This is a genomic window from Streptomyces sp. CA-111067 (genome assembly GCF_050956065.1).
Lineage (GTDB): Bacteria > Actinomycetota > Actinomycetes > Streptomycetales > Streptomycetaceae > Actinacidiphila.
Window position 1 is genome coordinate 1,660,632 of the sequence record NZ_CP192103.1, and the last position, 21,097, is coordinate 1,681,728.

Below are 21,097 nucleotides of genomic sequence, written 5' to 3' on the forward strand. Positions count from 1 at the left end.
AGGTCAGCCGTACCGCCGCGCGGCCAACGGGGTCGTGCAGCCGGTCGTACACCGGACCGGCTGCACGGCCGCGCGGCTCAGTCCTGACCGGGCTCCCCGGCCTGCCCGGACGACTCGGCGCTGTCCCGGGAGCGCGCCTTGAAGGCCGCCTTGCGGGCCTCCTTGGCCACCTTGCGGTCCGGGTGCAGCCGGCCCATCGCCTCCAGCACGTCGGAGGTGGCCGGGTGGGCGACCCGCCAGGCCGCGTCGAAGAAGCCGTCGTGCCGTGACACCAGGTCGCGGACCAGGTCGGCGAGCAGCTCCGGGTCGTCGTCGGCGGCGAGTTGGGCGGCGAGCGTGTCGATGGTCAGCCAGAAGATCATGTCCGCGTCCGGCTGCGGCACGTCGGACGCGCCGCTCTCGGTGAGCCAGACCCGGGCCAGGCCGCCGAGTTGGCGGTCGTCGAGCACCTCGCGCAGCGCGGGCTCGGCCTCCGGGCCGACCAGCGACAGCGTCTGCTGGCAGATCAGCCGGCGGCCCGGCGCGGCCGGGTCGTTCCCGCGGCCCGCGGCGAGCAACTCCCGTGCCGCGTCGGCCGGCTTGCGGCCCGCGAGCCACAACTCGGCCTCGGCGCGCGCCGCGTGGTCGGGGTAGTCGGCCAGCGCGTTGAGCAGGTCGGCGCCCGGGGCGTCGGTGAGGTCACCGAGCACGGGGGCCACCGCGCCCGCGTCGCCCAGCCGTTCGCGCATGCCGTGCACGCCGAGCGGGGTCAGCTTGACCAGGCCGTAGCGGGAGATCTCCTCGGGATCGATGTCGGCGGCCGAGGCCCCGGAACCGCCCTCGGACCCGGCCGGCCCCGCAGAACCGGCCGCCGGCTCCCCGTCCTCCTCCTCGATCAGCGCCTCGTCCACCGGCTGGTAGTCGAGCAGCCCGCTCGGCGCGAGCAGCCGGAAGTGGTCGTCGAGCCGCATCATCACCTCGGTGACCTCTTCGAGGACGGCGTCGCTCGGCTGCTCCATCTCGTCGGGCACCACCAGCGACGCGGCCAGCACCGGCAGCGGCACGGCGCCCGGGACCGCCTCCTCGCCCGTCGCGTCCTGCCCGTCGTCCATCGCCATCAGCGCGTAGAGGTTGACCAGCGCGGTGTCCAGGAACTCGGCCTCTTCCTCCGGGTCCCAGTCGACCTCGTCGAGCGCCACCCGGTCGCCGTCGTCCATCATCTCGCGCAGGCTCTCGTAGTCGGGCGAGGCCGCCTCGGCGAGCGCGGACTCGGCGGCGGCGAGCCAGACCTCCAGCACGTCGCGCGGGTCGCCCGCGGTCACCCGGGCGTACGCCTCGCCCTGCACGGCGTGCCCGGCCACCTCGCCGACCGGGGTGGACTCCTCGGCCTGCTCGTCGATCTCCAGCACCACCAGGCCGGTGTCCACCGCGGTGCCCCACGCCTGCGCGGCCTCGGCGAGTGCGGCCTCCTCCTCGTCCTCGGTGCCGTCACCCCCGCCGGTGAGTCCGAGCTCCACGGCGGCCAGGGACAGGTCGGCGGCCGTCAGTTCGCCCATCGCGTCGACCTGCCGCTGCGGCGCCGCCCACCGGGTCAGCCGCAGCGCGCGGTCCAGCAGCGGCACGGCCAGCGCCAGCCGGGCCAGTTCGTCCGCGGGGAGCAGCCGTACGGGCGGCAGGACGAGGGGACTTGCGGACATGGGTTCTGCTCCTATGCGGCGTGACGGGGAAGGGCGCACCGGTGCGTACCGGCACTCGCCGGTACGCGCCGTCTCAGCGTAGGCCCTGCGCGCACCCGCCCACGACGGCGCGGTGCCCCGGCGCGGCCCCGCCGCCTGACCTCGGCCGGCCCCGTCCCGGAGGCTCAGCCCGGCCCCGCGCCGGGCCTCAGCGCACCCCTTCCCACAGCGCGCGCTCCTCGGCGCGCGGGTCGCTCACGGCCCGCGGCTTCCCCGGGTCACCGGTGGCGCCGGAACCACCCGCGCCGGAACCACCGAACAGCATCGTCGTACGGTCCCGCTCCCCGTACGGCGCCCAGCCTGGATCGCCGGTCGCGGCGAACGCCACCCACGCCGAGTGCATCGCCTCGGCGAGCGGCTGCGGCGGCTCCGGGCCGATCAGCGGGGACTCCTCCTCCGCGCCGAGAGTGTCGAAGACGAACGCGATCTCGGCGGCGTGGCAGGCGCCGAGCCGCCCGTCGAAAGCGGGTGAGCGCCAGCCGAACTCGTACATCCAGGCCCGCGGCGCCGCCTCGGCGAGCCGGATCGCCGGGATCCGGAAGCACCAGTCGCCGATCACGGCGCACAACAGGTCGCCGGGGGTCTCCTCCGGGCGGCCGGCCCGGTAGACGGGCAGCGCGGTGTCCGGGTCGAGGCCGTAACGGCCCGCGGTGGTACGCAGCCGCTGCTCGTCGATGTGCTCGTGCACCCCGGCCGGCACGGTGAACAGCCGGTACTCCTCGGAGTTGGTGCCGACCAGCAGGTCGACCGGCAGGTCGGGACCGGGCAGCGTCCCGCCGCGCGCGGCGACCGGCTCGAAGGGCATCGTGTCGAGCGCCGCCTCGCCCCACTGCTCCGGGTCGGGCCGGGCGAGCAGGTCGGCACGCAACGCCCGCTGGGCGGCCAGCAGTTCGTCGAGCGGCAGCTGCGACAGGGCGGCCGCGGTGGGTTCGACGCCGAGCCGGGCCGCGAAGAGTCCGGCGATCCGGCGGGCGGTCTCCGGGGTGAGGCAGTGGTGGGTGGCGCCGCTCTGCAGGATCGCCCGCCGGAACAGCCCTTGCGCGCCGGGGGCCGTGAGCAGCAGCCCGATGCTCATCGCGCCGGCCGACTCGCCGAACACCGTCACCCGGCCGGGGTCGCCGCCGAACGCCTCGATGTTGTCGCGCACCCACCCGAGCGCGGCGATCTGGTCGAGCATCCCCCGGTTGTCGGGTGCGTCCGGCAGCGACAGGTAACCGTCTGCGCCGAGCCGGTAGTTGACCGTCACGCAGAGCACGCCGTCGCGGGCGAACGCGGCGCCGTCGTAACCGGGCAGCGAGCCGGCGCCGTTGGCGAACGCCCCGCCGTGCAGCCAGACCATCACCGGGGCCCGGCCGCTGGTGCCGGGCGTCCACACGTTGAGGTTGAGGCAGTCCTCGCCCGGTACGGAGGTCTCGTGGAGCAGCACGTCGTACGGCGGTACGTAGGGCGCCTTCGGCGCGGTCGGGCCGAACGCGGTCGCGTCCCGCACGCCGTCCCAACCGGCGTGCGGCTGCGGCGACTTGAAGCGGTTCGGTCCGAACGGCGGTGCGGCATACGGGATGCCGCGGAAGACGGCGCCGCCGTCGGGGGTGGTCTCGCCGCGCACGGCGCCCTGCCGGGTCACGCACACCGGTTCGTCCATACGGTCGGACTCCTTCGTCCTGGGCTGCCTCTTCGCCTTGAGCCGCCACTTCGTCGCGCGCGGCGCGCCTCGATCGCCGGCGGGGATGCCGGTACGATCAACATACCAAGCGGTCGGTCAGGAGGCAGCGGCCCGTACCCGCCCGGTCCGTACCGGCCGCCGATCGGCCGGAACGCGTTGCGCGAGCCCGGCGCGGGACGCCAGTCTTGGCGGATGAGCGGGACCGGGGGGACCACCGACGAGCTGACCGCGCGGTTCCTGGCCGCCACCGGCACCCGGCAGCACTGGGCCGTGCTGGTACCGGTACGGCTGCCGGCCGATCCGCCGTGGGACGCCGGGCCGCTGCCGCCGGCCGGCGCCGACGGCGTGGCCGAAGCCGCGCTGCGGCGGCGGCTGTTCACCCCGGCGGCCGGTCGGGCACTCTACGACCGGCGGTGGCACACCCGCAGCACCGTGGCGGAGGGACCGTTGCGCCTCGACGCCATGGAACTGCTGCGCACCCCGAGCGCACGCTCGCCCCGACAGGCCCTGGCGGTGCTGCACTTCACGGTGGCCGGCGCGCCGATGCTGCCGTTGCTGAGGGCGTTCAGCGGCCGGCGGCGGAACTCGGTGCCCGACCCGCTGCAAGGGGCGCTGGATCCGGCGGTGTTGCTGGCCGGCGTCGCGGATCTCGGCGGGCCGGCCGGGCCGTTCGCCCTGGCCCGCCCGTACACGGTGGCCTTCTGCACGCCGGGCGCCGGACTGCGGGAGGCGCTGCGGGACGGGACGACCGGCGAACTGCCGCTGTCCGCCGACCTGTTGCTGCGGTCACTGGCATCGCGGTCGGCGCCCGCCGACATACCGCTCGCACCGGAGTCGCTGCCCGAGATGCGGGCCGACATCAGACGCGTCTCGTCGGACTGGAGCGTGCTGGTGCAGCGGCAGGGCGCGGCCTTCCTCGGCCACCGCGCCGACACCGGCCCCGGCGACTTCTACGACTACGCGGCGCGCAACGCCCGCGGGGTCTACCTGGACGCGCTGCTGCTCGGCAGCGCCCAGCGCGACCACATCGACGAACTCACCGACGACCTGTCCGCGGTGTTCAGCGGGCCCGGGCTGGCCCGCCGGGTCGGCGCGCTGGAGCAGCGGATCGCGCTCTTCCGCAGCACCTACTGGCGGCAGCACCTCAGCGCCTACGGGCCGGCCAACGACATCCTGCTGGCCTTCCAGGCCCAGTACCGGCTGCCCGACCGCTTCGGCCAGATCCTCGCCGAGGCCGCGGACTACGCCCGGCTGGTGCAGACCCAGGAGAGCCAGCAGATCGCCGGCGCGCTGGGCGTCCTGACCGTTCTCGGGCTGCCGGTGTCCACCGCGCTGGCCGTCCTCCAGGTGCTCGGCGACGCCGATCCCGTCGACCTGGTGATCGCGCTCGCCGCCGCCCTGGCGGCCACGGCCGGGGCCCTGACCACCCGCTACGGCCGGCTGGTGCTGTCCTCGCTGCGCGGCGGGCGAGGACAGCGTTAGCGGCAGGGCGAGTACCAGGGTGAGCAGGCTCATGCGGTGGCGCGGCGCAGGAGGGCGAGCAGCGCCGGGGTGCTGTCGCGGCGGAACCAGGCGATGAACGCCAGTGGGACGAGCAGCACCAGCGGGGTCGCCGCGTTGTGGCCGTCGAACACGGTGAACTGGGTGATCGACGCGCAGACCATCAGGCCGCACAGCGCGATCGCCGAGACCTGGTAGAGGACCGGGATCACCAGGGCGATGCCGCCGGCGAGTTCGAGCGCGCCGGTGAGGTACATGAACCAGTCGCCGAAGCCGATCTTGTCGAACGAGTCGGCGGCGGCCGACGCCCCGAGCAGCTTGGGCGCGGCGCTGGCCAGGGAGTAGAACAGCGCCAGCAGGATCTGCAGCGCGAGCACGGCGGTACGGGCCCGGCGGCCCGGAGTCCGGCGCGCGGTGCGGGCGGTGGGGCGGGTGCTGCCGGGAGCGGTACGGGTGCTGTCGGGGGCGGTACGGGTGCTGCTCTCGTTGAGTACGGTGCTGTCGGCCATCACGGTCTCCTCGGTCGGTTCTCGCGTCCGCTCGGTCGCGTTCGCGTCGTCGTGAGGTAGACGGGGGCGCCCGCCGGAACTCATCGGTCCGGCGGGCGCGGGATGGCGCGGGGCGCCTACTGGGCGCGTCGTTGCGTCAGTTGTGGCTGTGCAGCGCCGCGTTCAGGCCGCCCCAGGAGCCGGTGCGCTGCAGCACCTCCACCTTGCCGGTGGTGGAGTTGCGGCGGAACAGGAGGTTGTCGGCGCCGGACAGTTCGACGGCCTTGACGATCTCGCCGTCCGGCAGCGTGACGCGGGTGCCGGCGGTGACGTAGAGGCCGGCCTCGACCACGCAGTCGTCGCCCAGCGCGATGCCGAGCCCGGACTCCGCGCCGAGCAGGCAGCGCTCGCCGACCGAGACGATCTGGGTGCCGCCGCCGGACAGCGTGCCCATGATGGACGCGCCGCCGCCGACGTCGGAGCCGTCGCCGATCACGACGCCCTGCGAGATCCGGCCCTCGATCATGGAGGTGCCGAGGGTGCCGGCGTTGAAGTTGCAGAAGCCCTCGTGCATCACGGTGGTGCCGGACGCGAGGTGGGCGCCCAGGCGCACCCGGTCGGCGTCGGCGATCCGGACGCCGGAGGGCGCCACGTAGTCGGTCATCCGGGGGAACTTGTCGACCCCGTACACCGACAGGTGCAGGCCCTCGGCGCGGGCCGCGAGGCGCGCCGCCTCCAGCGCGGGCACCGGGACCGGGCCGACGGACGTCCAGGCGACGTTCGCCAGCAGGCCGAACAGCCCTTCCAGGTTCACGGTGTTGGGCCGCACCAGGCGGTGGCTGAGCAGGTGCAGGCGCAGGTAGGCGTCGTGCGCGTCGAGCGGCTTGTCGTCGGTGGAGGCGATGACCGTACGCACGGCGACGACCCGCACTCCGCGGCGGGGGTCGGGGCCCGTCGCCTTCGGCGCGGCGGCCCCGAGGAGTTCCGCTGCGCGCTCGGCGGTGAGGAGCTCGGTGCCCGCCGGGCCGGGGGCGGGGGTGAGCTCGGGGGTCGGGTACCAGGTGTCGAGTACGGTGCCGTCGTCCGCGACGGTCGCAAGGCCGGCGCCGGTGGCGCCGGAGGCACGAGAGTCATTCATGCTTGCACGCTAGCCGCTCAGCGCCCCGGCCAGCCACTTCCCGGCTCCCGCCGGGTCGCAGGACACCCCGCCCGCCCAGCCCCTCCCGGCAGTCGCCGGACCACCCGGCCGGTGGTGGGCTGGCCGCGCAGTTCCCCGCGCCCCTGGTGATGCCGGGGTCATCGCGCCCACGCGGCGGAGCCGCACATCGACAACAGCCCCGCGCCCCTGGTGAAGCCGGGGCCATCGCGCCCCACGCGGCGGGTCAGGGCGTTGCCGGGGAAGGGACGGGAGTGCGGGTGGTGGTCAGGAGGGTTGCGGCGGCGGCCAGGGCCAGGGTGGCGCAGAGGGGCCACAGGGCTGCGGGGGCGGCCGTGTACAGGGCCGTGCCCAGGGGTGGGGCCAGGACCGTGCCTGTGGTTGACGCGCCCGCGTACAGGCTTTGGAAGCGGCCTTGCATTCCGTCCGGGGTCTGGTCGGCCACGTACGCCGTCGCCGGGGTTTTGTAGAGGATCTCGCCTGCCGTCAGCAGCACCATCAGCGCGAGCGCCGTCGCGGTCGCCGCGCCCAGGCAGAGCGCTCCGTAGCCCAGGCCCACGAGCGTCACGCCCGCCGCGATGATCCGCAGCGGCGCGGCCTTGCGCAGAGCCAGCGTCGCCGGGATCTCCAGGCACAGGATCACCCCGCCGTTGACCGCGAGCATCGCGCCGTAGAACTCCGTGCTGAAGCCGTGGTCGGCGAGGAAGACCGGGAGGGTCGAATACTGCTGCCGGTACACCGTGTCGGTCACCACGATCGCCCCGAGCAGCACCAGCACCGCGGGCCGGGCCCGCAGTTCGTGCCATACCCGGGCGGCCGGCGCGGAGCCGGATTCCGGCGCCGGGGCCGGCTTCCTCCGGTGGCCCACACCGTGCGCGGCCAGCAGCCAGGACGCGTACGCCGCGAAGCACAGCGTGCCGAGCCCGTCCGCCACGAACAGCCAGGTGTACGAGAAGGCCGCCGCGATCAGCGCGCCGAGCGGCGGCCCGACGGTGAAGCCCGCGTTGCCGGCGAACCGCAGCACCGCGTAGCCCTGCCGGCGCGCGCCGGCCGGCACGCTGAGCGCGATCAGCGCGGAGTTGGACGCGCGGACGGCGCCCGCGGCGTACTGCGCGACCGGCAGGACGACGAGCAGCGCCGCGACCGGCAGCCCCGGGAGCACGATCAGCCCGCTGCCGCTGGTGACGGCGGCGGTCACCAGAGTGCGCCGGTGCCCGTACCGGTCGCCGAACCAGCCGCCGGTGAAGTTGCCTGCCACCAGGCCCGCCCCGCCGAGCCCGGCGATCAGCCCGGCCTGCGCGACACCCAGCCCGCGCGGCCCGGTCAGGTAAAGCACCAGGTAGATGAACGTGTACGAGACCACCATGTTGACGAACGCGCCGGCGGCCAGCAGCCATACGACCTTCGGTACGTCGCGCACGAGCGCCCTCCCCCAGTCAGTTCCTTTTCGGAACTGACAATCCCAGCCCGGTCGGTTATCGTCAAGGCATTACCGAGGCAGGCAGGCTGACATGACCCGCAGAACCACGCCCACCGACCCGCACTGCGCCATCGCCTCGGCGCTCGACGTGGTGGGCGACGGCTGGACTCTGCTGATCGTCCGCGACACCGCTCGCGGGGTGCGCCGCTTCGACGCCTTGCAGCGCGAACTCGGCGTGTCCCGCAAGGTGTTGACGGAGCGGCTGAAGCTGCTGGTCGAGCAGGGCGTGCTGGCCAGGGAGCGGTATCAGGACCGCCCGCCGCGCTACGAGTACCTGCTCACCGCGCGCGGACGCGCCCTGCTGCCGGTGTTGATCGCGCTTCAGGACTGGGGAGATGGTTGGGTGCTCGGCGACGGAACGACCTCGGCGACGGCCGCGTCGGGTTCGCAGGAGGCGAGCCGGGTGCAGGAGCTCGTCGGCACGCGGGTGCCGTCCGACCTGCGGCTGGCCGGCCCCGGCGGCCCCGCCGACCCGGTGTCGGCGCGGACCCCGTTCACCGTCGTCTACTGCTTCCCCAGCGGCTACGCGCGCCCGGAGTCCTACCCGCCGGGCTGGGCCCGGATCCCGGGCGCGAAGGGCTGCACGCTGGAGTCGTGCACCTACCGCGACCGGCTGGCGGAGTTCGCCGCGGCGGGCGCGACCGTGCACGGGGTCAGCACCCAACGCACCGACGAGCAGGCCGAGTTCGCCGCCAAGGAGGGCCTGCGCTTCCCGCTGCTGTCGGACGCCGACCTCCAGTTCAGCGCGGCCCTGCGGCTGCCGACCTTCCGGGCCGGCGGCACCGTACGGCTCAAGCGGCTCACGCTGGTGGTGGACGCCGAGCGGGTGGTGCGGGCCGCGTTCTACCCGATCACCGACATCGAGCAGAGCGTCGACGCCGCGCTGGCCGCCGTACGCACCGCGACGGCCGCCGCCGCGAGCTGAGCCCGGACGACGGCTCCCGGCCGGCCGTCAGTGCGCCGGCGACGGCGGCGGCGCCTCCCAGGCGGCGGCCTGCGCGGGCCCGGCGCCGAGCACCGCACACCGCAACCAGTGCTCCCCGGGCGGCAGTTCGGCGAGCAAGACGGGCAGCGAGGTGCGCCGCGCCAGCACGTTGGTACCGGACAGCGGCTCGATCACCTGCCCGGCACGGGGTTCGGCCGGCTCCTCACCGGGGCCGTTGGGGCCGTCCGGACCGCCCAGATCGCGCAGCCCGCTGAGATCGCCGGCCTGCGACACCGCCACCGCGCTGCCCGCCGCCGCCTCGCTCACCGCGAGGCCGCCGTCCCGGTCCACCGCGAAGCCGCCCTCGGCGGTGTGCAGCGTGCGGCCGGTACGGACGCGGTGGGTGCGCAGGTGCCAGGGCGCGGCAGCGCTGAGCCAGGTGGTGATCTCGACGTCGGGCCACGGCTGCCAGCTGCTGCGTACGGTCCCGTCGGCCGCCGTCACCTCGGCGTCAGTGGGCTGCTCGCGGACCCGGAAGTGGGTCGGGCCTTCCGGCCCGGTGTCGTCGCTGACCGCGAGCACCGAGTCGTAGGCCCCGTGCACCAGGCCGAGGTCGCCGGCCGGCAGGCTGAAGCCGAACCGGGTGGAGTAGGCGAACTTCGCGTACTTCGCCGGGCCACCGCGCGCCCAGGTGTTGTGCTGCCGGCCGCTGAGCAGCGTCACATCGCCGCCGGAGCGCATCAGCACCGCGCCGGCGTGCGGCTGGGCGGACTCCGCCGGCAGGTCGCCGGGGACGGGGGTCTCGTCGGCCGTCCAGAACGGGTGCCCGTCCGGGAGCGCGAGCGGCAGGAACGCCTTCATCGCCCAGTACGGCGACCCGGGGCTGTTGTACTGCTCGGCCACAGCGGGCTGTGGGTAGCCGTAGCCGATGCTCAGCAGCCCGCCGGGCGAGGTCTGCTCGCCACGCGCCCGCCACCAGCGCAGGTGCCGCATCAGCTGGCCCTTGACCTCGCCGTACGGCAGCGCGTCCACGCCGGCGTAGGGCAGGCCGCCCCAGAAGGCGCCCTGCGCGAAGCGGTAGGTCAGGCTGCGGCCGAACGGCACCGCGGCGCCGTCGTCGGCGAACCAGTGCCGGAAGTCGGCGCCGAACTCGGCGGCCCGCTGCCGGAAGCGCTCGGCGCGGGCGCCGTCCTGCTCGCCGGCCAGTGCGGCGTAGATCAGGCCGTAGAAGTGCATGGCCCAGGGGATGTAGTAGTCGCGCTGCTCGGTGGGGCCGTCGCCGTACCAGCCCTCGCCGAGCGCGTACGTCTCCAGCCGGTCGAGCCGGGCGTGCCGGGCGTCGCGGTCGTGGGCGTAGCCGACCCGGTCCAGGCCGAGGCTGGCCATCACCGGGAAGAAGTTCCAGTTGTTCGGCGGGGTGTCGGCGGTGATGAAGCTCGCCAGCCAGGCGCCGGCCCGGTCGCGTTCGGCGCCGCTGAGCGGGTCCCACAGCCGTTCCGGAGCCAGCGCGAGGGCGAAGCCGATCGCGGCGGACTCCACGGTGCGCTGGTCGAGGCCGACGGCCTCGCCCCAGTATTCGGGGTGCCCGGGGTCGGTGCCTGCCGCCAGGCCGCGGGCCCACAGGTCCCAGTGCGCGAAGTCGCCGCCGCCGGCCGCCAGCGGGGCCAGGCCCCACAGCGGGCGGGCGTATCCCTCCAGGTCGGAGGCCGCGTCGTCGAAGAAGGCGATGCTCAGCCCGGGGCGGATCCGGGCGCCGCCCGGGCTCGCGAACGGCACCAGCGGCTGTGCCAGCTCCGTGACGTACGCCTGGAGCTCGGCGCGCGAGGCGGGCCCGCCGGTGCCACCGCCGGGGACGTTCCCCGTACCGCCGCCCGTGATTCCGCCCGCGCCAAGCCTGCCGCCGCCCGCACCGCCGGCCGTGCCGTCGGCCATGGTGCCCGCCCTTCGTCGTCCGATCGAGATTGCGACAACTTTCGCAACATCGCCCCGGTGCCGTCAATGGATCCCGGCCGCCCCCTCCCGTGCCAATCCGGCTGTACCGGGCAGCGGATTGTGCGAACGTGGAGGGGCCACGGCGCACGCAGGACCCGACCTGCGTACGGATGCTCTCCGAGACGCCCGGCGCGCGCGGTGGCCCGGAGGGGGTGGCTGGTGCGCGAGGACGTGAAGGTGCCGGACGGACGGCAGTTGACGGTGGAGATCAGCGGTGATCCGCATGGCACACCGGTCTTCCTGCTGCACGGCACACCGGGCAGCCGGCTGGGGCCCGCGCCGCGCGGGCTGATGCTCTACCACCAGGGCGTCCGGCTGATCGCCTACGACCGTCCCGGCTACGGGAGTTCGGACCGGCTGCCGCACCGCAACGTGGCCGATGTCGCCCAGGACGTGGCGGCCATCGCCGACGCGCTGGGCGCCGACCGGTTCGCCGTGCTCGGCAGGTCCGGCGGCGGGCCGCACGCGCTGGCCTGCGCGGCGCTGCTGCCCGAGCGGGTGACGCGGGCCGCCGCGCTGGTCAGCCTGGCGCCGCCGACCGCCGACGGTCTCGACTGGTTCGCCGGGATGTCGCCGTCCAACGTCGCCGAGTACACCACGGCCGCGGCCGGCCCCGAGCGGCTGGCCGCCAGCCTCGTGCCGCGCTCCGACGCGATCAGGGCCGATCCCGACCAGCTGCTCGTCCAGCTGCGGTGGGAGCTGACCGAGCCCGACCGGCGGGTGGTCTCCGACGCCGGCATCAGGTCGATGCTGGTGCGCAACTACCGTGAGGCGCTGCGCACTTCGGCCGACGGCTGGATCGACGACGCGGTCGCGTTCTGCAACCCGTGGGGCTTCGACCCGGCCGACATCAAGGTGCCGGTGCTGCTGTGGCACGGCGAGGAGGACGTCTTCTCGCCGGTCGGCCACACCCGCTGGCTGGCCGACCGGATTCCCGGCGCCACCGCGCTCCTCCAGCCCGAGGCGGCGCACTTCACCGCGCTGCGGGTGCTGCCCGACATCCTGACCTGGCTGGTCGGCGACCGCCCGTGGGCGGCGGGCTCGCTCACGGCCTGAGCGGCGGCCACGGGCCCGGGACCGGAAACCCCGGCCCCGCGGAGGACCGACAGGCCCTAGACGACCGGCGGTTCCAGGTCCCGGTAGACCCGCTTGCGGCTGCGCACGCCCACCGTGTACGGGTGATCGGTGCCGAGTAGCCGGGACAGCTCGTCCTCGGCCGCCTGCCGGGCGATCCGCGACTCCTCCAGGTGCCCCAACTGGCCAAGGGTGAAAGCGAGGTTGGCCCGGCAGATCACGCTCTCCGGGTGCCGGGGGCCGAGCCGCATCTCGAACCCGGTGATGGCCTCCCGCTCCAGTGCCTCCGCCTGGTGCGGGTCGTCCAGCTCCGCCACCACGTTGGCGTAGTTCACCATGCAGGACAGCGTGTACGGGTGGGTCTCCCCCAGCACCTCCCGCAGCAGGGTGAGGTTGTTCTCCAGCACTTCCTTGGCCTCGTCCAACTGGTCGACCCCGCGCAGGCAGATGCCGAGGTTGTTGACCGCGGCGAGCGTCATCGGATGCCGCTCGCCGGGCGCGATCCGGTAGGCGGCGATGACCTCCTGGGCCATCTCCAGCGCCTCGTCGCGCTCGTCGGTGGCGTACAGGTCGGCGGCCAGGTTGAGCGTGCAGGCCAGGAAGTCCGGGGTGACCAGCGAGTGGTACTTCTGCTGGTACCGCTGCCGGGTGTTGGTGGTCAGCCGGCGGGCGTCCTCCAGGCGTCCGGCCTTCCGCAGCGACACCGCCAGGCTCTTGGCGGTGCGCAGCGTCTCGGGGAAGTCCTTGCCGAGCACTTCCTTGTACGACTCGTACGTGGTGCTCAACAGGGTCGCCGACTCCTGGTAGTTGCCCGCCTCGCGCAGGTCCCGCGCCAGGTTGCCGGACGAGAACAGCGTGTACGGGTGCTCCGCGCCGAGCACCACCCGCCGCCGGTCCAGGGTCTCCTGGTCGATGTCGCGGGCGTCGTAGCAGTCGCCGACCATCCGCAGGCACACGCCGAGGTTGTTGGCGGCGGCCAGCGAGCGGGGGTGGTCCTGGCCCAGCAGGTCCTTGAAGCCGTTGTACGCCTCGCGGGCCATGTCCAGGGCCTCTTCGAAGCGGCCGAGGGTGCTGAGGTCCGTGGCCAGACCGCTCGCGGTCATCAGGGTGTGCGTGTCCGGCTTGCCCGGCCGGTCCAGGTGGGCGCGCTGCCAGTCCAGGATCCTGGCGTCCTTCTCGTACGCCTCGACGTACTTGCCCTGCGAGCGGAGGATGTTGGCGAGGTGGAAGTCCAGGAAGTAGTTCTGCCGCTCGAAGTAGCGGCGGCGCGCCGGGGTCTCGCCGGACATGTCCCGGCCCCGCCACTGCTCGTCGAGCTGCGCGCCCAGCGCGTAGGCGGCGTTGAGGTCGCCGCGCTTCCACAGGTACCTGACCCGGTCGATGAGCAGCTGCCGGGTGTCGGGCTCATCGCAGTCGCTGGCCTCCGAGGCGTCCAGGTGCGGCCAGATCTCGCCGAACCGCTCCCAGTTGTCGGGGTCGTCGGTGTCGCCCTGGATCGGCCGGGCCCCGACCAGGATGCGGTGCACCTCGTGCATCGCCGACTCCTGCTCGTCCTCGTTGAGTTGGGAGCGCATCACGGTCTGCACCAGCCGGTGCACCTGGATGCTGCGGGTGGCCTGGTCCACCCGGGCGAGCGCGAAGCGGCTCAGCTCCTGGATGAGCTGGCCGAGGTTGAGCCGGTCCTGCAGGCTCTCGTCGTACTGCACCAGCGCGCCGAGCATCTGGTCGCTGTAGAGCAGGTTCCCGGAGATCGGCTCGGGCGCGAAGAAGGCGCACAGCTGGAGCAGCCGGACGGCGGCCGGCGAGCGCTTCTGCAGCCGGGCGATGGAGATGTTCCAGGTGGCGGCGACCGGTTCGGGGTAGCCGGGCGGCTGGCTGAGCGAAAGCACCCTGGTGGCCTGGGCCTTGAGCTCCCTGAGGTACTCCTCGGCCGGGGTGGCGGTCTCGGCGAGCCACGCTCCGGCCTGTTCGACGGCGAGCGGCAGGTCGCCGACCGCGGCGGCGACCCGGTCGGCGTCCTCCCGGCCGAGCGAGGGGACCCGGCGCAGCACGTGCTCGATGCTCTCCCAGCGCTGGAAGACGTCCACTTCAAGGGAGTTGCCGAGCTGCGACCAGTTCTGGTTGCGCGAGGTGAGCAGCACATGGCCCTGCCCGCCCGGCAGGAACGGCCGTACCGCGGCCGGGTCGTCGGCGTTGTCGAAGACCAGCAGCCAGCGCTCGGAGGCGGCGGTGTTGCGCAGGTAGGCCAGCGCCTCCTGGGCGGCGGCGGCGATGTCGTCGCCGACGTGCAGGCCGAGCCGGCCGGCGAGTTCGGCCAGCGAGGCGGTGACCAGCTCGGTCTGCTCGGCGGAGATCCACCAGATCAGGTCGTAGTCGCCCATGAACCGGTGGACGTACTCCAGCGCGATCTGCGTCTTGCCGACGCCGCCGAGGCCGAACAGGGTCTGCGGCCTGGGCAGCACGATGGTCATGCCGCCGCCGAGCTCCTTGCGGATCTGCTCCAGTACGGTGCTGCGCCCGGTGAACGTCAGGTTGCGCGGCGGCACGTTCCACACCCGCGGCAGCGTGCCGGGAAAACGCGGGGCAGGTGTGTCGAGGTCGTCGGTGTTGTCGGGCAGCCGGGCCGGCCGGTCCAGCGCGCGCAGCAGCGTCGCCGTGACATGGCTCTCGTCGCGCCGCACCACGTCCACCGGGCCGCGCTCGGCCAGCGAGGCCGACAGCGGGATCTCGCCGACCCTGACCGGCACCAACTGCCGCCGGGTGCCGGACGGATCGGCGGCGAGGGCGCGTTCCCACACCGCGATCCCGGCGGTCGAGCGCTGGTAGGCGGGCGACAGCAGGACGACGGTACGGGCGTTGTCCGCGGGCTGCGGCCCGGTGTCGGCCGCCGCGCCGTCGGCGCCCGCCTCGGTGGACGGGCCGGCCGTGACGTCGCGGGCCAGGACGTGGAATCCGGCGCGGGTCAGCAGCGCCGCGATCCAGTCGGCCCACATCCGGTCCTCGGGCACGAAGCACAGGTTGACGTCCACCGCGGTCAGCGGCCGGTAGGGCCGGGTGAACATGTCGCGGTAGTACAGCCGTACGTCCTCCGGCATCGGCGTCAGCCTGGTGACCTCGGACTCGCTGATGACGGCCGTCAGCCGCTCGAAGGCGGACAGCAGCGAGGTGGTCAGGCCGGTCTCGTCGCCGAAGGTGGCGAGGGTCTCCTCGTAGTTGTAGTACGACCGGTAGGGGATCTCCACCGAACCCCAGTAGCCGGCGGTCTCCTCCGGGCTCATCCCGCCCGGCAGCCCGTCGAACTTGTTGCGCGCCAGCCAGCGGCCGGCGTCCACCTTCTCCTTCTCGCCCTCGTCGATCCGCATCGGGACCGGCAGGATCCGGATCCGCCGGCGGTGGAACCGGTCGCTGATGTGCCGGGCCACGGTGGCCGCGCCGTCGATGCTCTGGCCGCTGAGGGTGAAGCAGTCCACCAGCACGTCGGGCAGCAGCACCGTGCAGATGTCGGCGATGTCGCTGATGCCGGTACGGCTGTCGATCAGCACGTAGTCGTAGAACTGCTTCATGTCGTCGCGCAGCGCGTCGAAGAACTGGCCGCCGCCGAGCCGGTCGAAGAAGTTGTCCCAGTCGAAGTTGCTGACCGCGGCGGAGTAGGTGCGGTCCTGCCGGCCGGCCGAGACGAAGTCCAGGGTGCCGCCGTCGGGGAACTCCCAGTCCAGGGAGACCGCGTGGGTCCTGATCCTGGCGTAGTCGCGGTGCCAGTCGCCGGCCCGCGGGCCGGGGGTGATGGCCTCCTCGGCGAAGTCCCTGATGAGTTCGATGACGCCGGTGGTGGCGCCCATCATCGACGGGTCCAGGAAGGGCTGGAAGAACCGGTGCAGGCCGGGCGCCTCCAGGTCCCAGTCGACGGTGAGCACCCGCTTGCCCGCCGCGGCCAGGATCCACGCGGTGTTGGCCAGGGCCATCGTCCGGCCGGTGCCGCCCTTGTAGGAGTAGAAGGTGACGATGGTTCCGCCACGGGTGCCGGTCGTCATCGTCAGTCCTCCGTGTCGTCGGGGCGGTCGGTGTCGTCCGGGCCGCCGGTGCGGCGGGGGCCGTCGGTGCCGGGCCGGCCGCCGATGCTCCGCGGGCCGGGCGGCCCGGAGCCCGGCCGGTGCCTGCGGCCCGCTCCGGGCGGGGCCGGCCCGTCCGGCGGGCGGGCGCTGCCGGCGGCCTCCGGCCCGCGCAGCCGGAACCGCTCCCGGTGCGGGCCCTCCGGCGGGTACGCGCGCGGCGCGTGCTTGACGTACTGCGCGGCGGACCACTCCACCACCTCGGGCAGCAGCTCGGTCAGCGCCTCAAGGCTGTGCACCCCGTGCGCCGCGGCCCGGCAGGCCGGCGGCCCCTGCGCGGTGCCGTTGGGCATCAACTCCTCAAGCAGAGCGGTCAGTTCGCCCTCCTTGGTACGGCTCTCGGGATCCTCACGGTTCCACGGCACCACCACTCCGGTCCAGGGGCGGCGGCGCTGCGCGTCGTAGCGGCTGAGCCGTTCGCGCCACACCGGGTCCGCGACGGCCCACCGGTCGACCAGCATGATCTCCGGCCCGCCGGGCTCCGACTCGGGGTGGCCGGCCTCGGACTCCGCGTCGAAGGAGTACAGCGTGGACTCGTAGTCGAAGCTGCGGGCGAGGTCGGCGGCGACCGCGGCCAGCGGACGGGCCGAGGCCGGATGGAAGGGGTTCCAGCCGGTGGGGGTGTCGCCGTAGAACTCCGCGCTGCGCCCGGCCGGCAGCCGGTCGCGGGTGCCGGCGGCCACGGTGATCCGCAGGTTGCGCACCCCGCGCCGGTCGCCGAACGCGCTGGGGATCCGCCGGTAGTCCAGCGGCGGCCCGGGCTCGACGCCGCCGCTCTCGGCCACCTGGACGATCCGCTTGGCCAGCTCGTAGACCGCCACCTCGTAGGCGCTGCGGAACATGCTCAGCTTGATCAGCCCGTACAGGCCCTCGGTGGCGTAGGAGTCGCCGAGCGCCATGTGGTTGAACTGCAGCCGCTCCACCGCGCCGGGCAGCTTGGTGGGCGGCACCGGCACCCACAGGGCCGGCACGATCGCCTCGATCACCCGGTTGCTCCTGGCGTGCTGCTGGATGGCGCGCTGGGCGAACGCGTACCACTCCTTGCCGCACTGGGCGCTGGCGAAGTACCGGGGCGAGAACAGCGGTACGAACACCCGGCAGCCGGCCAGCGAGTCGGCGAGCCGCTCCGACCAGCCCTCACCCGAGCGGATGTCCCGGTCCATGAATCCGACGGTGGAATCCCCGCCGATGTCGGTCAATGCCAGAACGTGGTCGCAGAGGTCCTTGTAGAGCTGCCCCACCCACATATCCGGATCGGGTACGGCCGAGTCTGAACGAGGCGTGTGCGCATAGCTCAGGAAGAAATACGGTGCCCGGTCGTCGGGCCGTCCCGATATGAGCACGCGCGTCCCCCAGCTCCTCCGGTTGCAGACAGTCTAGAAACCATATGGCCCGGCCGGAACAGGAAAGCCTGGAATCGGATCGGCCGTCAGATCGCGGCGCGGGCCCCGAGACGGTTTTCGGCCAGCCAGCGCGCGGCGAAGTCCACGGCGTCACGCAGCCGCACGGCGCGCGCGCCGGCCTGCCCGACCCTGCCGTGCCGCACGCCGGGCTCGGTGCTGCCCGCGTCCGCCCGCTCGAAGGCCGCACCCAGCTCGGCGAAGTCGTCGTCGTCCAGCACGACATCGCGGTAGGTGAACCACTCGGCTCCGCCGGGCCGCCGCACCACGCAGCTGTACTCGCGGCGCGGCGGGTCGGGAATCCGGTATTCGGCAAGATGGAAGGCGGTGCACGCGTCGTAGCCGGTGCCGATCATCACGATCAGCGCGTCCTCGTCGTAGAGCCGGCCGAGCGGGGAGGCGTCGCCGAGATGGCAGTCCTCGTCATGCCGTTCGACCAGCCGGGCCGCCTTCGCACCGAGCGCGGCGAACGAGGTCTGCGGGTGGCCGCTGCGCAGGGCGCCGGGTGCGAGCCGTACCAGCTCGGCGAACCGGCCGATGCCTTCGGAAGGGCTGCGCGCGGGGTCGAACGGCGGCATCGACGAGCGGTAATCGGCCAGTTCACCGGGGTTCATCCCGGCAGTTCGTTCACGATACGTTCGAGACGTATTCGAATTACTCGCCGTGAAGGCGGGTACTACCACTGTCCCATCCGGGCCGAGCACGTCCCGCAGGGCGCCGAGCACCGCCGCGGCCACCGGGGCGGTGTCCGGCCGGCCGCCCCACGGTGAGCGGGGCGGCGCGACCGCGGCCATGGCGGAGTGCACCAGGACGGTCCGGCCGGCCGTCACGCGCAGCGCCGCGAGATCGCGGGCCAGCGCCTCCCGGCCGGGCACCGGCCGCAGGAACCGGGGGTACGGCTGGAGCCGGGCGCGCGGCGGGAGTTCGAGGTCGGGCTCCGGCCAGGTCTGCTGCCGCCGGGGGGCCCATCGGGTCCTCATCTGGGCCGCCTCAGACCCCGACCGCGCGGCCGGCCAGCGCCGCCGAGGCGAACCGCTCGCCCTCGGCGGTGAGCACACCGCTGGTCAGCAGCGTCTCCCAGGCCCGCGCGGTGTCGCCGGAGTGCTGCCCCGGTTGCGCCGCCAGGGCGGCCGTCGCGGAACGGGCGTAGGCGCGGGCCAGCAGGTCGCCGGCCGGCATCCGGTCGTCGCCGCCCGGCACCGGGAAGGAACGGGGGTCGGACTCGTCGTACAGCTCGCACTGTTCGAGCAGCGCGTCGAGTGTGGCGTACTGGAACTCGTACAGCAGCCGGCGGGCGAGGTCGGTGGGATCGTCCGGAAGGACCAGGCCGATCGCGGCCATTCCGCGGCGGCTGCCGGCCAGGCCGCCGAGGCGGCCGGCTCCGGGGGCCAGCGGGGTGACGGTGGACAGGCCGGCGGCCAGCCCGCCGGCGCGGGCCGGTTCGGCCGATCGCAGCCGGGGCCATGCCTGCGCGAACAGCCGCTGCCAGACGGCGACTTGGCTGTCCGGCAGCCGGGGCGCGACCGGGTCGAGGTAGCAGTCCCGGTACGGGTCCAGGTCGTCGAGGGCGAGGTCCACGAGCGGGCCGGCATCGTTCGGTGCGGTCAAGTGCCGTACCGGAAGCCAGCGTTCGTCGGGCTCAGCGTCCGCGGTCACCCGTACTTCCTCGTCGCCGCGGCGGATGACGAAGCCGGAATCGGCCGCCGTCACCTCGGCGGTCGGTGCGCCCTGCGGGCGCAGCCGGGCCTGGCCCAGGGCGGGGAGCCAAACGGTGCCGTCACCGCCGACCGCCACCGGCATCGGGCGGGTGAGCCCGGCGCGCAGCCCGGCGACGGCCACCAGCGCCGAAAGCCGTCCCGCCTGCGGCAGTTCACCCGAACCCGCACCGGGGACCGGCTCGCTCAGCGCGTCCCGGCAGGCCACCGCCCAGGAGCGGGTGTAGGGGTGGCCGAGCAATCCGTCGATGCCGCCCGGGTCTTGTTCAAGTTCGGTCAGCAACTGCCAGGCGGGCGACCACAGTTCGCCGCCGCGGTCTCCGATCTCGGCGTTGACGGTGTCGAGCCAGCCCCGGGTCACCTGCCGCTGGGCCGCGGCCAGTTCCCGCACCGCGCTGCCGTCGCCGGTGCCCGCGGCCAGCTCGGCGAGGCCGGCCAGCGGGGGGGCCGTGTCAGCGCCGTCCAGGCTCACGGCAACGCCGCCACTGCGCCCGAGTTCGGCCTCCGTCGGGCCGCCGATGCGTGAACTCACTTGCAGGACGAGGGACTTGAGGTCTTCGCAGAAAACCGACGGGTTGTCGAAGTCGCTGCCGTCACCCCGGTACCGGTGGGCGTACAGGCCGCCTCCGCAGCTCCTGACCACCGGGCAGGCCCGGCACTCCGCGCTGAGCCCGGCCAGCCCCTGCTGCCTGGCGACCACGCCCGGGTGCCGGGCGGCGGTGTCGAGGCTGTCGGAGAAGACGTCGTATCCGGTGGCCGGGGCGCCGTCGTAGGCGGTCTTGAGGGAGTCGGCCTGCTCCAGGGTGCCGTCGGTCTCGATGACCACCAGGTCAGCCGGGCCGAGGCCCATCGACTCCGTCAGGCTGGGGCCGCCGCCGAGGGTGCTGATCACGGAGTCGAACATCCGTACCGGCATCGGCCTGCCCTGGGTGTCCCAGCGGTCGAAGATCCGCAGCAGCCAGTCGGCGTAGCCGGCCGGCAGATCGTCGGGGCGGGCCGGCGGATCGTCCCACGTGGCGTGCGGCAGCAGGAAGTCGATCCGCGGCGGATCGAGGGCGGCGAGCGCGTCATAGACGGCGATCGGGTCGTTGGCGATGTCGATCGTGCAGAGCAGCCCGGCGAACAGGTGCCGGTAGCGCTCGCGTTGCAGCAGGGCGACCGCGCGCAGCACGCGCTGGTAACTGCTGCGGCCGTTTGCGTAGACCCGGTGACGGTCGTTGGCGGCCTGGTCCCCGTCGAGCGAGATACCCACCTTCACGTCGAACTCGGAAAAGAGGTCGAGGTGACGCTCGCTCAACTGGACGCCGTTGGTGTGGATGCGTAAATCGAGTTCGCTGATTCCGGCCAGGCTGCCGCGCAACTCCTCGCACACCCGGCGCAGTCGCGGAATACCGGCGAGCAGCGGCTCCCCTCCGTGCAGAATGACGTGCACGGAGGGCAGGCCGTGTGATTTCGCGTGTTCCGCCAGTCGGGTGGCCGTCCAGCTGATGGTCTCGTCGGAGATCACCGTGGGACGCGAACTCCAGCTCTGGTCGGCGTGCTCATACACGTAGCAGTGCTTGCACGCCAGGTCGCACCTGCTGTGGACCTTCAAGACCAGCTGGCGAAAGGGAACCAGCGAACCTGTCATCTCCCGATACTAGATGCAGGAGTTGAAGGTCGTCGGCATGTCCTGACGGCCGGTGGGAAGGATACTGGCACGCCGCAGGCTCCGGGCGAGGGTCCGGTCGCCGCGGGCGTCCGGTCGAGCGGCCGGAACACGGAGCCCCGTGGCGGGGGTGGCGGGGCGGTTGTGCATCGGAGTGTTCACGGCCGTCCTAAGGCGCGGGCGGCCGGGCGGAACCGGGCACACCGAAGTGGTGAGCCGACAGCCACCAAGC

13 protein-coding genes are annotated in these 21,097 nt (G+C 73.7%); 3 read left to right on the top strand and 10 right to left on the bottom strand.

All coding sequences use genetic code 11. The annotated features are described in order from the left end of the window. Positions 1 to 77: 77 nt before the first annotated feature. Positions 78 to 1,676, bottom strand: a complete 1,599-nt coding sequence (locus ACQPW6_RS07285) for a hypothetical protein (protein ID WP_433888713.1) — start codon at positions 1,674 to 1,676, stop codon at positions 78 to 80. A 187-nt stretch (positions 1,677 to 1,863) separates the two neighbouring features. Beyond that, complete coding sequence (locus ACQPW6_RS07290) at positions 1,864 to 3,357, bottom strand: carboxylesterase/lipase family protein (protein WP_433888714.1); 1,494 nt, start codon at positions 3,355 to 3,357, stop codon at positions 1,864 to 1,866. 213 nt (positions 3,358 to 3,570) lie between these two features. Here ACQPW6_RS07290 and ACQPW6_RS07295 point away from each other — a divergent pair, with 213 nt between their 5' ends. Further along, the gene (locus ACQPW6_RS07295) at positions 3,571 to 4,860 is read left to right on the top strand and encodes a hypothetical protein (protein WP_433888715.1); all 1,290 of its coding nucleotides are present in this window, start codon (positions 3,571 to 3,573) and stop codon (positions 4,858 to 4,860) included. A 29-nt stretch (positions 4,861 to 4,889) separates the two neighbouring features. Here the strand turns inward: ACQPW6_RS07295 and ACQPW6_RS07300 are convergent, their stop codons facing one another. The 3 genes from ACQPW6_RS07300 to ACQPW6_RS07310 form a co-directional block, all read right to left on the bottom strand. After that, positions 4,890 to 5,387, bottom strand: coding sequence for a DoxX family protein (locus ACQPW6_RS07300; protein WP_433888716.1), 498 nt, complete (start codon positions 5,385 to 5,387; stop codon positions 4,890 to 4,892). A gap of 136 nt (positions 5,388 to 5,523) precedes the next feature. Beyond that, on the bottom strand, positions 5,524 to 6,504 hold the full coding sequence (dapD, locus tag ACQPW6_RS07305; RefSeq protein ID WP_433888717.1) for a 2,3,4,5-tetrahydropyridine-2,6-dicarboxylate N-succinyltransferase: 981 nt from the start codon (positions 6,502 to 6,504) through the stop codon (positions 5,524 to 5,526). A gap of 244 nt (positions 6,505 to 6,748) precedes the next feature. After that, positions 6,749 to 7,942, bottom strand: a complete 1,194-nt coding sequence (locus tag ACQPW6_RS07310) for an MFS transporter (RefSeq protein ID WP_433888718.1) — start codon at positions 7,940 to 7,942, stop codon at positions 6,749 to 6,751. A gap of 91 nt (positions 7,943 to 8,033) precedes the next feature. Here ACQPW6_RS07310 and ACQPW6_RS07315 point away from each other — a divergent pair, with 91 nt between their 5' ends. Beyond that, a complete protein-coding gene (locus tag ACQPW6_RS07315) occupies positions 8,034 to 8,927 on the top strand; it encodes a winged helix-turn-helix transcriptional regulator (RefSeq protein WP_433888719.1) in 894 nt (297 codons plus the stop codon). Between the two features lie 27 nt (positions 8,928 to 8,954). Here the strand turns inward: ACQPW6_RS07315 and ACQPW6_RS07320 are convergent, their stop codons facing one another. Next, a complete protein-coding gene (locus ACQPW6_RS07320) occupies positions 8,955 to 10,859 on the bottom strand; it encodes a DUF2264 domain-containing protein (RefSeq protein WP_433888720.1) in 1,905 nt (634 codons plus the stop codon). A gap of 219 nt (positions 10,860 to 11,078) precedes the next feature. Here ACQPW6_RS07320 and ACQPW6_RS07325 point away from each other — a divergent pair, with 219 nt between their 5' ends. Next, entirely contained in the window at positions 11,079 to 11,975 is an 897-nt protein-coding gene (locus ACQPW6_RS07325; RefSeq protein ID WP_433888721.1) for an alpha/beta fold hydrolase, read from the top strand. A 56-nt stretch (positions 11,976 to 12,031) separates the two neighbouring features. On the opposite strand, the gene fxsT is transcribed toward ACQPW6_RS07325, so the two are convergent. The 4 genes from fxsT to fxsBH form a co-directional block, all read right to left on the bottom strand. Next, positions 12,032 to 16,024 carry an FxSxx-COOH system tetratricopeptide repeat protein gene (fxsT, locus tag ACQPW6_RS07330; RefSeq protein ID WP_433888722.1) on the bottom strand — a complete coding sequence of 1,331 codons (3,993 nt, stop codon included), beginning with the start codon at positions 16,022 to 16,024 and terminating at the stop codon, positions 12,032 to 12,034. Positions 16,025 to 16,026: 2 nt separating this feature from the next. Further along, positions 16,027 to 17,445 (bottom strand): TIR-like protein FxsC, encoded by a 1,419-nt coding sequence (locus ACQPW6_RS07335; protein WP_433888723.1) that lies wholly within the window; start codon positions 17,443 to 17,445, stop codon positions 16,027 to 16,029. Positions 17,446 to 17,531: 86 nt separating this feature from the next. Then, positions 17,532 to 18,482, bottom strand: a complete 951-nt coding sequence (locus ACQPW6_RS07340; protein WP_433888724.1) for an aminoglycoside N(3)-acetyltransferase — start codon at positions 18,480 to 18,482, stop codon at positions 17,532 to 17,534. Between the two features lie 10 nt (positions 18,483 to 18,492). Further along, complete coding sequence (fxsBH, locus tag ACQPW6_RS07345; RefSeq protein ID WP_433888725.1) at positions 18,493 to 20,847, bottom strand: radical SAM/SPASM protein FxsBH, inactivated beta-hydroxylase extension form; 2,355 nt, start codon at positions 20,845 to 20,847, stop codon at positions 18,493 to 18,495. Positions 20,848 to 21,097 lie beyond the last annotated feature (250 nt).

Excerpts from the sequence above, each read along its gene's own strand:
- dapD (WP_433888717.1), bottom strand. The coding sequence starts at position 6,504 with ATGAATGACTCTCGTGCCTCCGGCGCCACCGGCGCCGGCCTTGCGACC.
- fxsT (WP_433888722.1), bottom strand. The coding sequence starts at position 16,024 with ATGACGACCGGCACCCGTGGCGGAACCATCGTCACCTTCTACTCCTAC.
- ACQPW6_RS07300 (WP_433888716.1), bottom strand. The coding sequence starts at position 5,387 with ATGGCCGACAGCACCGTACTCAACGAGAGCAGCACCCGTACCGCCCCC.
- ACQPW6_RS07290 (WP_433888714.1), bottom strand. The coding sequence starts at position 3,357 with ATGGACGAACCGGTGTGCGTGACCCGGCAGGGCGCCGTGCGCGGCGAG.
- ACQPW6_RS07340 (WP_433888724.1), bottom strand. The coding sequence starts at position 18,482 with ATGAGGACCCGATGGGCCCCCCGGCGGCAGCAGACCTGGCCGGAGCCC.
- ACQPW6_RS07320 (WP_433888720.1), bottom strand. The coding sequence starts at position 10,859 with ATGGCCGACGGCACGGCCGGCGGTGCGGGCGGCGGCAGGCTTGGCGCG.
- ACQPW6_RS07285 (WP_433888713.1), bottom strand. The coding sequence starts at position 1,676 with ATGTCCGCAAGTCCCCTCGTCCTGCCGCCCGTACGGCTGCTCCCCGCG.
- ACQPW6_RS07315 (WP_433888719.1), top strand. The coding sequence starts at position 8,034 with ATGACCCGCAGAACCACGCCCACCGACCCGCACTGCGCCATCGCCTCG.
- ACQPW6_RS07295 (WP_433888715.1), top strand. The coding sequence starts at position 3,571 with ATGAGCGGGACCGGGGGGACCACCGACGAGCTGACCGCGCGGTTCCTG.
- fxsBH (WP_433888725.1), bottom strand. The coding sequence starts at position 20,847 with ATGACAGGTTCGCTGGTTCCCTTTCGCCAGCTGGTCTTGAAGGTCCAC.